12 protein-coding genes are annotated in these 12,001 nt (G+C 72.2%); 4 read left to right on the forward strand and 8 right to left on the reverse strand.

What is annotated here, in order from left to right; genetic code table 11:
* Positions 1 to 2 precede the first annotated feature (2 nt).
* From OG242_RS06095 to OG242_RS06115, 5 genes are all read right to left on the reverse strand, one after another.
* Positions 3 to 920 (reverse strand): carbohydrate ABC transporter permease, encoded by a 918-nt coding sequence (locus OG242_RS06095; RefSeq protein ID WP_405897162.1) that lies wholly within the window; start codon positions 918 to 920, stop codon positions 3 to 5.
* The gene (locus tag OG242_RS06100) at positions 917 to 1,846 is read right to left on the reverse strand and encodes a carbohydrate ABC transporter permease (protein ID WP_405897163.1); all 930 of its coding nucleotides are present in this window, start codon (positions 1,844 to 1,846) and stop codon (positions 917 to 919) included. Before OG242_RS06100 ends, OG242_RS06095 begins: the two co-directional genes overlap by 4 nt.
* A 143-nt stretch (positions 1,847 to 1,989) precedes the next feature.
* Positions 1,990 to 3,717, reverse strand: a complete 1,728-nt coding sequence (araD, locus tag OG242_RS06105; protein WP_405897164.1) for an L-arabinonate dehydratase — start codon at positions 3,715 to 3,717, stop codon at positions 1,990 to 1,992.
* The gene (locus OG242_RS06110) at positions 3,714 to 4,616 is read right to left on the reverse strand and encodes a dihydrodipicolinate synthase family protein (RefSeq protein ID WP_405897165.1); all 903 of its coding nucleotides are present in this window, start codon (positions 4,614 to 4,616) and stop codon (positions 3,714 to 3,716) included. The genes araD and OG242_RS06110 overlap by 4 nt, the downstream gene beginning before the upstream one ends.
* A 29-nt stretch (positions 4,617 to 4,645) precedes the next feature.
* Positions 4,646 to 5,302: a GntR family transcriptional regulator gene (locus OG242_RS06115; RefSeq protein ID WP_405897166.1), complete on the reverse strand. Its 657-nt coding sequence runs from the start codon at positions 5,300 to 5,302 to the stop codon at positions 4,646 to 4,648.
* Between the two features lie 265 nt (positions 5,303 to 5,567).
* Between OG242_RS06115 and OG242_RS06120 the strand changes: the two genes are divergently transcribed.
* On the forward strand, positions 5,568 to 6,773 hold the full coding sequence (locus OG242_RS06120; RefSeq protein WP_405901519.1) for an MFS transporter: 1,206 nt from the start codon (positions 5,568 to 5,570) through the stop codon (positions 6,771 to 6,773).
* Positions 6,774 to 6,788: 15 nt separating this feature from the next.
* Here the strand turns inward: OG242_RS06120 and OG242_RS06125 are convergent, their stop codons facing one another.
* Together OG242_RS06125 and OG242_RS06130 are read right to left on the reverse strand one after the other, a co-directional pair.
* Positions 6,789 to 7,967, reverse strand: a complete 1,179-nt coding sequence (locus OG242_RS06125; RefSeq protein ID WP_405897167.1) for a hypothetical protein — start codon at positions 7,965 to 7,967, stop codon at positions 6,789 to 6,791.
* Positions 7,964 to 8,908, reverse strand: a complete 945-nt coding sequence (locus tag OG242_RS06130) for a 5-dehydro-4-deoxyglucarate dehydratase (RefSeq protein ID WP_405897168.1) — start codon at positions 8,906 to 8,908, stop codon at positions 7,964 to 7,966. Before OG242_RS06130 ends, OG242_RS06125 begins: the two co-directional genes overlap by 4 nt.
* A gap of 226 nt (positions 8,909 to 9,134) precedes the next feature.
* Between OG242_RS06130 and OG242_RS06135 the strand changes: the two genes are divergently transcribed.
* From OG242_RS06135 to OG242_RS06145, 3 genes are all read left to right on the forward strand, one after another.
* Positions 9,135 to 9,950: an NAD-dependent epimerase/dehydratase family protein gene (locus tag OG242_RS06135; RefSeq protein ID WP_405897169.1), complete on the forward strand. Its 816-nt coding sequence runs from the start codon at positions 9,135 to 9,137 to the stop codon at positions 9,948 to 9,950.
* A 52-nt stretch (positions 9,951 to 10,002) separates the two neighbouring features.
* A complete protein-coding gene (locus OG242_RS06140) occupies positions 10,003 to 10,221 on the forward strand; it encodes a hypothetical protein (protein WP_405897170.1) in 219 nt (72 codons plus the stop codon).
* 101 nt (positions 10,222 to 10,322) lie between these two features.
* Positions 10,323 to 11,537 carry a TerD family protein gene (locus OG242_RS06145; protein WP_405897171.1) on the forward strand — a complete coding sequence of 405 codons (1,215 nt, stop codon included), beginning with the start codon at positions 10,323 to 10,325 and terminating at the stop codon, positions 11,535 to 11,537.
* 59 nt (positions 11,538 to 11,596) lie between these two features.
* On the opposite strand, the gene OG242_RS06150 is transcribed toward OG242_RS06145, so the two are convergent.
* Positions 11,597 to 11,827, reverse strand: coding sequence for a CarD family transcriptional regulator (locus OG242_RS06150; protein WP_018104640.1), 231 nt, complete (start codon positions 11,825 to 11,827; stop codon positions 11,597 to 11,599).
* Between the last annotated feature and the right edge of the window lie 174 nt (positions 11,828 to 12,001).

Below are 12,001 nucleotides of genomic sequence, written 5' to 3' on the forward strand. Positions count from 1 at the left end.
CGTCACCCCTTCACGGCGCCGGCGCTGAAGCCGGTGATCAGCCACTTCTGGATGAAGGCGAAGACGATCACCACGGGCACCGCGGCGATCACCCCGCCCGCGGCGAGCGCGCCCAGGTCGACGCTGTCCGCGCCGATGAGGGTGTTCAGGCCGACCGGGATCGTCTGCTTGTCCTGCTCGCTGAGGAACATCAGCGCGAACAGGAAGTGGTTCCAGCTGTGCACGAAGGCGAAGGAGCCGACGGCGATGAGCCCGGGGCGCAGCAGCGGCAGCACGACGGCGCAGAAGGCCCGGAAGCGCGAGCAGCCGTCCACCCAGGCGGCCTCCTCCAGGGAAGGGGGCACGTTCTTGATGAATCCGCTGATCAGGATGATGGAGAGCGGCAGTTGGAAGACCGTCTCGGCGATGACCACGCTCCCCAGGGAGTTGATCATCTGGAGGTTCTTGAAGATCTCGAAGAGCGGTACGAGCATCAGCGCGCCGGGGATGAACTGCGAGCAGAGCAGCGCCAGCATGAAGCCGTTCTTGATCTTGAAGTCGAACCGGGCGAGGGCGTAGCCGCCGGCCAGCGCGACGAGCGTCGTGGCGACCAGGGTGCAGACGCCGACGATCATGCTGTTCTGGAAGAAGACGGCGAAGCTGCGCTCGTTCCAGACCTTGGAGAAGTGCTCCCCGGTCATCGGCCACGGCACCAGCGAGGTGGAGCCCGCGGGCCGCACGGCGAAGAGGAACATCCAGTAGAAGGGGACGAGCGTGAAGATCAGGTAGATGCCCAGCGGTACGTAGATCTGCCAGCGCGGCACGTCGTCGAAGGCGCGTTCGCGGCCTGGCCTGCGGCGGGGCGTGGCGGGCGGCGGGCCTTCGGGGGCGGCCGGCCGTGCGGAGCGGGTGCCGTTCTTCTCGGCGAGGGCGGCAGTCACTTGTGGTCGCCTCCGAACTTGCTCAGGCGCAGATAGACGATCGAGCAGAAGAGGAGGATCACGAAGGCGACGGTGGTGAGCGCGGAGGCGTAGCCGAAGTCGTGGCCCTCGATGCCTGTATTGGCGACGTAGAGCGGCAGGGTGGTGGTCTCGCCGGCCGGTCCGCCGCCGGTGAGCGTGTAGAGCAGGTCGACGTTGTTGAACTCCCAGACGCCGCGCAGCAGCGTGGACAGGATGATCGCGTCCCGCAGGTGGGGCAGGGTGATGTGGAAGAACTGGCGCATCCGTCCGGCGCCGTCCACGGCCGCCGCCTCGTACAGCTCCTTGGAGACGGACTGGAGGTCGGCGAGGATGAGGATGGCGAAGAAGGGGACCCCGCGCCAGAGTTCGGAGACGGTGGCGGCCCAGAAGACGGTGCCGGTGTCGGAGAGCACCGAGGTGCCGTACTCGCCGATCCCGGCGTCCGCGAGGTAGCGGCTGAAGCCGGTCGAGGAGTTGTAGAGCAGGATCCAGATGGTGCTGGTCAGCACCCCGGAGACGGCCCACGGCGAGAAGACCATGGCGCGGGAGATGCCGCGGCCGATGAAGCTCTGGTTGACGATCAGGGCCAGCGCGAGCCCCAGGGTGAGCTGGAGCGCGACCTGGACGATCACCCACTGGGCGCTGAAGCCGAGGGTCGTCCAGAACTGGTCGTCCTCGGTGAAGATCCGGGTGAAGTTGTCGAAGCCGGCGAAGCCGTTCCGCCACGGCTTGGTGACGTTGTAGTTCTGCAGGCTGTAGTAGAAGACGCTGACCACCGGGTAGGCGATGAAGCCGAGCATCAGCAGCCCCGCGGGGGCGATCAGCAGATACGGCAGCCGGCGGGGGCTCGCGGAGCGGCGCCGGGGCACCTTGGGCGGTGTGGCCGCGGCGGAGGCTTGGGCCATGACACGTCTCCGATCTCTCTGTACGGGGTGCGTGTGGTGCGGTGTTACGGGGCGGAGCCGGGTGGTGCGTGTAGTACGCAAGCGCTTCCCGTATGGCGTTCGATATCTCGAACGAGGGGGCGCCGGAATTCCCGAGGGGCCGTTCAGCCGGCGTACGGGTCGGGCACTTCTCCCGGCCGGGCCAGGAAGGCGAAGTCGCAGCCGGTGTCGGCCTGGGTGATCTGGTCCTGGTAGAGGGCCTGGTAGCCGCGCTCGGCCCGGACGGGCGGCGGGGTCCACTCGGCGCGGCGGCGCGCCAGTTCCTCGTCGGGCACGTCGAGGTTCAGCAGCCGCGCCTCGACGTCCAGGGTGACGAGGTCACCGGTGCGGACGAGGGCGAGGGGCCCGCCGACATAGGACTCGGGCGCGATGTGCAGCACGCACGCCCCGTAACTGGTGCCGCTCATCCGGGCGTCGGAGAGCCGGACCATGTCCCGTACACCCTGCTTGAGCAGGTAGTCGGGGATCGGCAGCATGCCGTACTCGGGCATTCCGGGACCGCCCTTGGGGCCCGCGTTGCGCAGGACCAGCACATGGTCGGGGGTCAGCGCGAGCGCCGGGTCGTTGATGGTGCGCTGCATCTCCTTGTAGTCGTCGAAGACGACCGCGGGTCCGGTGTGGCGCAGCAGGTGCGGTTCGGCGGCGATGTGCTTGATGACGGCGCCGTCCGGGCACAGGTTGCCGCGCAGCACCGCCACGCCGCCCTCGTCGGCGAGCGGGTTGGAGCGCTCCCGTATGACGTCGTCGTTGTGCACGAGCGCCCCGTCGAGCTGGGCGCGCAGGGTGTCGTGGGAGACGGTGGGCCGGTCCAGGTGGAGGACGTCGGTGAGCCGGGCGAGGAAGCCGGGGAGCCCGCCTGCGAAGTGGAAGTCCTCCATGAGGTACTTCCCGCCGGGGCGCAGGTTGGCCAGGACCGGGACGGTGCGGGCGACGCGGTCGAAGTCGTCCAGGGTGAGCTTGATCCCGGAGCGGCCGGCCATCGCGATGAGGTGGATGACGGCGTTGGTGGAGCCGCCGAGCGCGAGGACGGTGGCGACGGCGTCCTCGTACGCCTCCGCCGTGAGGATCTGGGACAGCTTCCGCTGCTGCCACACCAGTTCGACGATGCGGAGCCCGGACTGCGCGGCCATGCGGTCGTGGCCGGAGTCGACGGCGGGGATCGAGGAGGCGCCGGGGACGGTGACGCCGAGCGCCTCGGCGGCGGCGGTGAGGGTGGACGCCGTGCCCATGGTCATGCAGTGGCCGGGCGAGCGGGCGAGGCCGTTCTCCAGTTCGCCCATCTCGCAGTCGCCGATGAGCCCGGCGCGCTTGTCGTCCCAGTACTTCCACATGTCGGTGCCGGAGCCCAGGACCTCGTTGCGCCAGTGCCCCGGCAGCATCGGCCCGGCCGGTACGAAGACGGCCGGCAGGTCCACGGAGGCCGCGCCCATCAGCAGCGCCGGGGTGGACTTGTCGCAGCCGCCGAGCAGCACCGCCCCGTCGACGGGGTAGGAGCGCAGCAGCTCCTCGGTCTCCATCGCCAGCATGTTGCGGTAGAGCATCGGGGTCGGCTTCTGGAACGTCTCCGACAGCGTGGAGACCGGGAACTCCAGCGGGAAGCCGCCCGCCTGCCAGACCCCGCGCTTCACGGCCTGCGCACGGTCGCGCAGGTGTACGTGGCAGGGGTTGATGTCCGACCAGGTGTTGAGGATCGCCACGACCGGCTTGCCGAGGTGCTCCTCGGGGAGGTAGCCGAGCTGGCGGGTGCGGGCGCGGTGGCTGAAGGAACGCAGTCCGTCGGTGCCGTACCACTGGTGGCTGCGCAGCTCCTCGGGGGCGATGCGGCCGGTCATATGGACCACCCGGCGATCTGGTCGGCGACCTCGGCGCGCTGTGCCTCGGGCAGCACCCGGCTGGGCGGGCGCACCGAGCGGTCGCAGAGCCCGAGGGCGGCCAGGGCCTCCTTGACGACGGTGACGTTGTTGGCGGACTGCCGGTCGGCGCGCAGCTCCTCGAAGCGGCGGATCTGCTCCCAGACCTTCATGGCGGCCGGGTGGTCGCCGGCCCGCAGCGCCTCCAGCATGGCCAGCGAGACGCCGGGCGCCACGTTGACCAGCCCGGAGGTGAAGCCGGTGGCGCCGGCCGAGAAGTAGGCCGGGGCGTACAGCTCGGCGAGGCCGGCGACCCAGACGAAGCGTTCGAGCCCCGCGTCACGGGCGAAGGCGGCGAAGCGGGCGGCGTCCGGGACGGCGTACTTGACACCGATGACGTTGGGGCAGCTGTCGGCGAGGTCTGCCAGGCAGGAGCCGTCGAGGTGCGGGTTGCGGATGTACGGGACGATCCCGAGCCCGGGGACGGCCTCGGCGATGGCGCGGTGGTAGTCGATCCAGCCGTCCTGCGAGACGTAGGGGTGGACGGGCTGGTGGACCATCACCATCTCGGCCCCGGCGTCCCTGGCGTGCTCGGCGGCGGCGACGGCGGTCGGCACGTCGTGCCCCACGCCGACCAGGACCGTGGCACGGCCGCCGGCCTCGTCGATGGTCAGCTCGGTGACGGTGCGCCGCTCCTCGGGGGTGAGGGCGTAGAACTCCCCGGTGTTGCCGTTCGGGGTGACGATGCGCACGCCGCCGTCGAGCAGTCTCCGCAGCAGGGCGCGGTGCGCCGTCGTGTCAATGGTCCCGTCCCCGGCGAACGGGGTGACCGGGATCGCCACGACATCTGCGAGGGCCGCCTTCAGCGGTGTGAGGTCCATGCGGACTGGCCTTTCGTCGGTGTGCCGGTTCACGCCGCGCCGCCCCCGTCCTCGTCGTCGGGGAAGGCGCGGCGGACGAACGACGCGATGTGGTCGTGCAGGGCCCCGGCCGCCGCGTCCGCGTCGTCGGCGAGCGCGAGCCGCAGGATCTCCCGGTGCTCGGCCGCCTCCCGCTCCCAGGACGGGATGGTCGACCAGGCGACCGTGGAGACCAGAGCGGCCTGGTCGCGGACCTCGTCGAGCATCCGTGCCAGCAGCGGGTTGCCGCAGGGCAGGTAGAGCGCCCGGTGGAAGTCCCGGTTGGCGAGCGACCTGTCGGCCTTGTCGCCCGCCGTGTCCGACCGCTCCAGGGCCTCCTGCGCCGCGTCGAGCGACGCCTTGCGGGTGATCGAGCGGCGCAGCGCCTCCGGTTCGAGCAGCAGTCGTACGTCGTAGACCTCGCGGGCCATGGCCGCGTCGACGAGCCGGACGGTGGCGCCCTTGTACTGGCTCATGACGACGAGGCCGGTGCCGGCGAGGGTCTTCAGCGCCTCGCGGACGGGGGTCTTGGAGACCCCGAACTGTGCGGCGAGCTCGGTCTCCACGAGCGCCTGCCCCGGCCTCAGTTGTGCCGTGAGGATCGCGTGCTTGATCGCCTCCAGCACGTACTGGGTGCGGGACGGAATCGGGGTGGGCGCAAAGGTCATGGGTGAAGGGCTCTCACATCTCGCGTATCGCGTCTCATATATGACGTACGGAGTACGACGCGATGAAGCTAGAGGCGCCGTGAATGTTTCGTCAACGCTTCTGACGAAAGAAATTCGCGGGACCGGGACATGTGCCGTACACGGATTCCGTTGTCCGCCGCGCGAGTTGTCCGGTGTACGGCATCTGCCCGATGCCGCGCCGGGGCCTCAGTCGCCAGCCTGACCACAGGACGAACCGGCAGGTCAGGAAGGTGCGGTGGGCGTGATGGCGGTGGGGCGGGTCCTGCGGGACCGGACAGCGGGGCTGTTCCTCGCGGCGGTCGTGGTCTCCGGGTTCGGCAGTTCGGCGATGACCCTGGCGGCCGGGATCTGGGTCAAGTCGCTGACGGGTTCGGACGCGTTGGCGGCGCTCGCCCTGTTCGCGGTCTGGCTGCCGGTCCTGTTCGGCCCGCTGCTCGGCGCGGTGGCCGACCGGCTGCCGCGCAAGCCGCTGCTGGTGGGCACGAACGTCACCCTGGCCGTCCTGCTGGCGGCGCTCGCGGCCGTGGGCGCGCAGGGGCGCGTGTGGCTGCTGTTCGCGGCCCTGGTGGTGTACGGGTGCGGCTCGGTGCTGATGGGTTCCGCCGAGGCGGCCGTGGTGGCGGGGGCCGTCGCGCCCGGTCTGCTGGGCGACTTCAACGGGCTGCGGATGATGGCGAACGAGGGCATGAAGCTGGTGGCGCCGCTGACCGGCGCCGGCCTCTACGCCCGCTACGGGGGCAGTGCGGTGGCGCTCCTGGACGCGGTCTCGTTCGCCCTGGCCGCCGGTCTCTACGCGCTGCTGCGGGTTCGCCGGACGGGCCGTCCCACCCCCGGCGGACCGGGCGGCTGGACGGCCGGGCTGCGGCAGCTGTGGGGATCGCCGGTGCTGCGGCCGCTGGTCCTCGCCGCTTCGGCCACGATGCTGTGCGCCGGGCTCAACGGGGCGACGCTGTACGCCGTCGTGGACGGCACCCTCGGGCACTCCCCCGCGTACGCCGGGGTGCTCTCGGTCGCCCAGGGGCTCGGGTCCATCACGGTCGGGCTGCTCGCGGGCCCGCTGATGCGCCGGCTGCCGGGGCGGGTGTTCGCGGCGGCGGGGATCGCGGTGTTCGGCGTCGCGGTGGGGCTGCGGGCCGTGCCGTCTGACGCGGTGGCGCTCACCGCGTGCGCGCTGATCGGGGCGGGCCTGCCGTGCGTCCTGATCGCCGCGCTGACGGCGGTGCAGCGGGAGACCCCGGACGCGGTGCTGGGCCGTACGGCCGCGACGGCGGACACGCTGATGATGTCGCCGAACGCGGTGGCCCTGGGGATCGGCGCGGGGCTGGTGGCGCGGGTGGACGTCGGGGTGCTGCTGCCGGTGGTGGGCGCGGGGGCGGTGCTGACGGCGGCCCTGCTGCCGGCCGTGGGCCGCCGGGAACGGGTGGCTCCCGGCGGCCCGGCGGACGCCTGAGCGGCGTCGCTCGTGTCACCCCAGGCGCGCGAGGGCCCCCGCGACGGCCGCCAGGTCCGGGTCGGACGCCAGGCCCGCGTGGTACAGGCGCAGTTGGTTCGCGCCGAGCGAGGCCGCGTGCGTGGCGTCGCGCTCCAGCGTGTCCGGGCTGCCGCCCATGCCGCGCACCACGGTGAGGTTGGCCGCGACGACCGCGTCGGGAGCGCCCGCGAACGGCCCCAGCACCGCCTCCCGTGCCGCGTCCGCCCCGGTGCACGGCAGCACCACGCCATCCGCCACGGACAGGATGTGCCCGGGGTCGACGCCCACGTTGGCCCCGCAGCGGTACGGGGCGGGGTCGGCGTGCAGCAGCACCTGGAACCCGGGCGCCGCCGCGGCCCGCACCGCGCCGGTCACCGCTTCCTGGAGGCCCCGGGCCACCTCCGTGCGCCACCGCAGCGTCGCCTCCGCGAGGTCGGCGCCGAGCAGCTTCCCGACGGCGTCCCAGCCCGCGTCCGGTGATTTGGACCCGGCCCAGACCGGCTCCAGGGCGCGGCGCACGGACGCGCCGAGCTCCTCTGCGTCGAGGCCCTGTGCGGCGTACCCGGCCCGGCAGACCGCGCAGAAGCACAGGGACATCAGGTACTGGGCCGCGTCCCCGAGCCCGACGCCCGCCACCTTGTCATGGGCGTGCAGATGGGCGAAGCCGTACCAGCCGCAGGACTCCAGCTCGGTGCCCCGCGCCCCGTCGCGTACCGCCGCCTCCGCCGCCAGGTCCACCAGATACGCGCGGACCTCCGGCCGGGCGATGCAGGGCGCCCAGGGGTAGCGGTCCCCGTAGGCGTTGACCACCGAGGTGTCCGGGTGTTCGGCGCCGAGCCGTGAGCTGTGCGCGAGCACCACCCAGCTGTGCACGTCGAGACCGGCTCCGGCCAGCGCCTCGGCGGCCTCCGCGAAGGGGTCGTCCGACGCGATCCACGCCTGCGGGTACGGGCGCAGCGCCCGCCCCGCCCAGCGGCCGGCGTCCGGCGGGTAGAGCACCGCCGCGTGCTCGGCCGTGACGATGCGGCGGGCGGGGTGGCGCGGGGTCAGCGCCCGGGTGGAGTGGTAGGCGGCGGCGAGCGTCACCTGCTGGATGCCGAGGTCCGCGATGCGGGCCGGGGCGTCGGGGTCCCCGACGACGTCCCAGGGGTAGAGGAAGGCGGACGTCCTCATCCGTGGCGCTCCAGGAGTGCGCGGCCGGCGGCGACGATCTCCGTCAGCTCCTTGATGTGCGCGGCCGGCGGCTCGGTGAGCGGGCTGCGCACCTCGCCGACGTCCAGCCCCTGGAGGCGGACCCCGGCCTTGACGAGGGACACGGCGTAGCCGCGGCCCTGGGCCCGCAGTTCGACCAGCGGCCGGTAGAACGTGTCGAGCAGCGCGTTGACCAGGGCGTCGTCGCCGGACTCCAGGGCCCGGTAGAAGGCGAGCGCGATGTCGGGGGCGAAGGCGAAGACGGCCGACGAGTACAGCGTGACGCCGATGCCGCGGTAGGCGAGGCCGGTGAGTTCGGCGGTGGGCAGCCCGTTGAAGTAGAGGAAGTCCTCCCCCGGCAGCCCGGTGCGCACCGCGCTGACGATGCGCTGCATCAGGTCGAGGTCGCCGTAGCCGTCCTTGAGGCCGATGATCCCGGGGGTCCGGGCCAGGGCGAGCACGGTCTCGGGGGTGAAGACGGCGTTGTCGCGCTGGTAGACGATCGTCTCCAGGCCGGTGGCCGCGGCCAGCGCCGTGTAGTGCGCCAGCAGCCCTTCCTGGTCGGCGTGGACCAGGTACGGCGGCATGGCCAGCAGCCCGTCGGCACCGGCCTCCTCGGCGAGCCGGGCGAACTGGACGGCCAGCGCGGTGCCGTACCCGGCGCCCGCGACGACCGGCACCCGTCCGGCGGTCTCCTCCACCGCGGCGGACACGACGAGCCGGAACTCCTCGGGGGTCAGGGCGTGGAACTCGCCCGTACCGCAGGCCGCGAACACCGCCGCCGCGCCGGCGTCGACACCCCGGCGGACGTGCGCCCGGAAGGCGTCCACGTCGACGGCGCCGGCCGCGTCGTAGGCGGTGACGGGGAAGAAGAGCGGCCCGGCGACGGCGGTGAGTCGGGCGGCAAGCGGGTCTGAACTCACGGGCGCCTCCTGAGGCGTGCGCATCTCTGATTGGTGTCCATATTCATGAACGCATCCTAAGCTAGGGCGCCGGGCGCGCCGGGGTCAAGGCGCGACGGCCGCACTCCGGTGCGGGAGCTTCACCCTCGATGGCCGGACAGGCGCGCCCCACCGACGCCCCTTGACGGCCCCTCACCCCCCACATACCTTGTCCACGCATGTGAACCTGATCCAAAAGGAGACCCGCATGCCCGCCGCAACGCCCCGCACCGTCCTGCTCACCGGCGCCGCCGGCGGCCTCGGCACGCTGATGCGCGCACTGCTGCCCGCCCACGGATACGCGCTGCGCCTGTTCGACATGGTGCCGATCGAGGGCGAGCCCGACGCGATCACCGCCGACCTCGGGGACAGGGACGCGCTGCGCGAGGCCGTGGCGGGGGTCGACGCGATCATCCACCTCGCCGGCATCTCGCTGGAAGCCCCGTTCGACAAGATCCTCAGGGCGAACATCGAGGGCACGTACAACCTGTACGAGGCCGCGCGGGAGGCCGGGGTCCGCCGCATCGTGTTCGCCTCGTCCAACCACGCGGTGGGCTTCACCCCGCGCCCGCTGCCGGGCGACCCGCTGATCCCGGTGGACACCCCGCGCCGGCCCGACACCTTCTACGGCCTGTCCAAGTCGTTCGGCGAGGACCTCGCCCAGCTGTACTGGGACCGGCACGGTATGGAGACGGTCTCCGTCCGCATCGGCTCCTGCTTCCCCGAGCCGACGTCCGTCCGGATGCTGTCGGTGTGGATGAGCCCCGCCGACGGCGCCCGGCTGTTCGACGCCGCGCTCACCGCCGAGAACGTCGGGCACACCGTCGTCAACGGCTCCTCGGACAACACCCGGCTGTGGTGGGACCTGACCTCCGCCCGTGCGCTGGGCTACGAGCCGCAGGACGACTCGGAACCGTACGCGGCGAAGCTCGTCGCGGAACAGGGCGAGCTGGACCCCGACAACCCGGACCACGCCCACCTCGGCGGCCACTTCTGCACCAACCCGCCGGTCTGGCCGCACTGAGACCGCGAAAAAGCCGTCGTCCCGGAACGCGTCGGCGCGGCATGATGCGGCCATGGCGAAACCTTCGGGATTCCGGTACGAGCAGCACGGCGACGCGAGCGTCACCGTCACCCACCACGGCCGCCCGGCGGGCACCCTGCGCGGCGGCCGGGCGGAGAAGTTCCTGGCCGAGGTGGAGGCGGGCGACGCCCAGCTGGTGATGGCCCGCTGGACGGGGGCGTACAAGCACGGCAACGAGCGCACCGCGCGCAACCACCCGCGCAACCGCTGACGGGAGCCGGCACGGGGGCGCGGAACGGAAGCTTCCGCCGTACGGGCGAAACCTGCGGAAGGTAAGGGAACGGCAAAGCCGGGTCGTTCGTTCATCCGGACATGACCGCTATGACACCTGGCTCGAATCTTCCGCTCACCGCCGCCCGCGTGGCGGTGGACGTCGCGGCGCCCGTGCGGCTCGACGTGTCGGGCCTGCTGCTCACCGCCGACGGCAAGGTGCGCTCCGACGACGACTTCATCTTCTACAACCAGCCCTCGGGCCCCGGTGTGACCTACCGCTCCGGCGGCGGCAGCGCGCCGGACGCCGTAGTCGTGGACACCGCCGCGGTGCCCGCCGGCATCGAGAAGATCATCGTCACGGCGAGCCCGGACGGCGCCGGTCAGACCTTCCAGGGCGTCGAGCCGACCGCCACCGTGCGCGACGCGGACAACGGCACCGTGCTCGCGTCCTTCACCCCGCCCCGGCTGGGCGCCGAGACCGCGCTCGTGGTCATGGAGGTCTACCGGCGCGGCGACGCCTGGAAGGTCCGCGCCGTCGGCCAGGGCTATGCGAACGGCCTGGCCGGCATCGCCACGGACTTCGGCGTCACGGTCGACGAGGCCCCCGCCGCACCCGCGGCCCCGGCGGTCACCGCTCCCGCACCCCCGCCGCCGGCCGCCGCACCGGTGGACCCGCGCCTCGCCCCGGCCGCTCCCCCGGCCGCCCCTCCGGCACCCCCGGCACCGTCCGCGCCGGGGCGGATCAACCTCGACAAGGGCCGCGTCAGCCTCCGGAAGAACGAGACCGTCTCGCTGGTCAAGGCGGGCCGGCCGCTGCTCTCCCAGGTCAAGATGGGCCTCGGCTGGGAGCCCGCGTTCCGCGGCAAGGACATCGACCTGGACGCCTCGGTCATCGCGTACGGCCCGCAGCGCAACCACCTGGACAGCTGCTACTTCGGCAAGCTCTCCATCCTGAACGGCGCGATCAAGCACTCCGGGGACAACCTCACCGGCGAGGGCCAGGGGGACGACGAGGTGATCGTCGTGGACCTGGGCCGGATTCCCGCCGAGGCGACCGGCCTGGTGTTCACGGTCAACTCGTTCACGGGCCAGAAGTTCACCGAGGTCGCCAAGGCCTACTGCCGGCTGGTCGACGCCGCCACCGACGAGGAGCTGGTCCGCTTCGACCTGACCGGGGCCGAGCCGCAGACCGGCGTGATGATGGCCAAGCTGATCAAGCAGTTCTCCGGCGAGTGGGAGATGACCGCGATGGGCGACTTCGTGAAGTCGCGGACCGTCCGGGGCATGGTGAAGCCCGCCGCGCAGGCCCTGTAGGGCCCCACGCATGGCTCAGGGGCCGCCCGCGCGGCTGGCGGACGGCCCCTGTGACGGCCTCAGAGCTTCGTGAGCTTGGAGTAGGGGCTCATGATGCGCCCCTGACGGCCGGCGAAGTCGATGAGCACCGCGTCGTTGTCGCCCTCGACGGCGAGGACGCGGCCGAGGCCGAACTGGTCGTGCGAGACCCGGTCGCCCACATCGAACAATTCGACCGGTGGGGCCGCCTGGGCCGGGCGGTTGAAGGGACTGGACGGCAGGTGGCGGCGGGAGCCGGCGGACTGTTTCATTGCTTCGAGTATGCGCCCCCGGAGGGCCCGGCGCCATGCCCCGCAGTTAAGAGCCTGTCCGGCGGACCAGGGCCGGGGTCGCGACGCCTGGCACGACACCTCGCCGCGTTGCCGAAATGTCCTGATCGCTCCTTCCCCGAGCTCTCAACTTCGTTCGAGCAGGGGAGACCCCAT

Source organism: Streptomyces sp. NBC_00727 (assembly GCF_045161745.1).
Taxonomy (GTDB): domain Bacteria; phylum Actinomycetota; class Actinomycetes; order Streptomycetales; family Streptomycetaceae; genus Streptomyces.

What these genes read in the sequence shown, in the direction of transcription:
- OG242_RS06100 (WP_405897163.1), bottom strand. Translation starts at nt 1,846, where the DNA reads ATGGCCCAAGCCTCCGCCGCGGCCACACCGCCCAAGGTGCCCCGGCGC.
- araD (WP_405897164.1), bottom strand. Translation starts at nt 3,717, where the DNA reads ATGACCGGCCGCATCGCCCCCGAGGAGCTGCGCAGCCACCAGTGGTAC.
- OG242_RS06110 (WP_405897165.1), bottom strand. Translation starts at nt 4,616, where the DNA reads ATGGACCTCACACCGCTGAAGGCGGCCCTCGCAGATGTCGTGGCGATC.
- OG242_RS06115 (WP_405897166.1), bottom strand. Translation starts at nt 5,302, where the DNA reads ATGACCTTTGCGCCCACCCCGATTCCGTCCCGCACCCAGTACGTGCTG.
- OG242_RS06120 (WP_405901519.1), top strand. Translation starts at nt 5,568, where the DNA reads ATGGCGGTGGGGCGGGTCCTGCGGGACCGGACAGCGGGGCTGTTCCTC.
- OG242_RS06125 (WP_405897167.1), bottom strand. Translation starts at nt 7,967, where the DNA reads ATGAGGACGTCCGCCTTCCTCTACCCCTGGGACGTCGTCGGGGACCCC.
- OG242_RS06135 (WP_405897169.1), top strand. Translation starts at nt 9,135, where the DNA reads ATGCCCGCCGCAACGCCCCGCACCGTCCTGCTCACCGGCGCCGCCGGC.
- OG242_RS06140 (WP_405897170.1), top strand. Translation starts at nt 10,003, where the DNA reads ATGGCGAAACCTTCGGGATTCCGGTACGAGCAGCACGGCGACGCGAGC.
- OG242_RS06145 (WP_405897171.1), top strand. Translation starts at nt 10,323, where the DNA reads ATGACCGCTATGACACCTGGCTCGAATCTTCCGCTCACCGCCGCCCGC.
- OG242_RS06150 (WP_018104640.1), bottom strand. Translation starts at nt 11,827, where the DNA reads ATGAAACAGTCCGCCGGCTCCCGCCGCCACCTGCCGTCCAGTCCCTTC.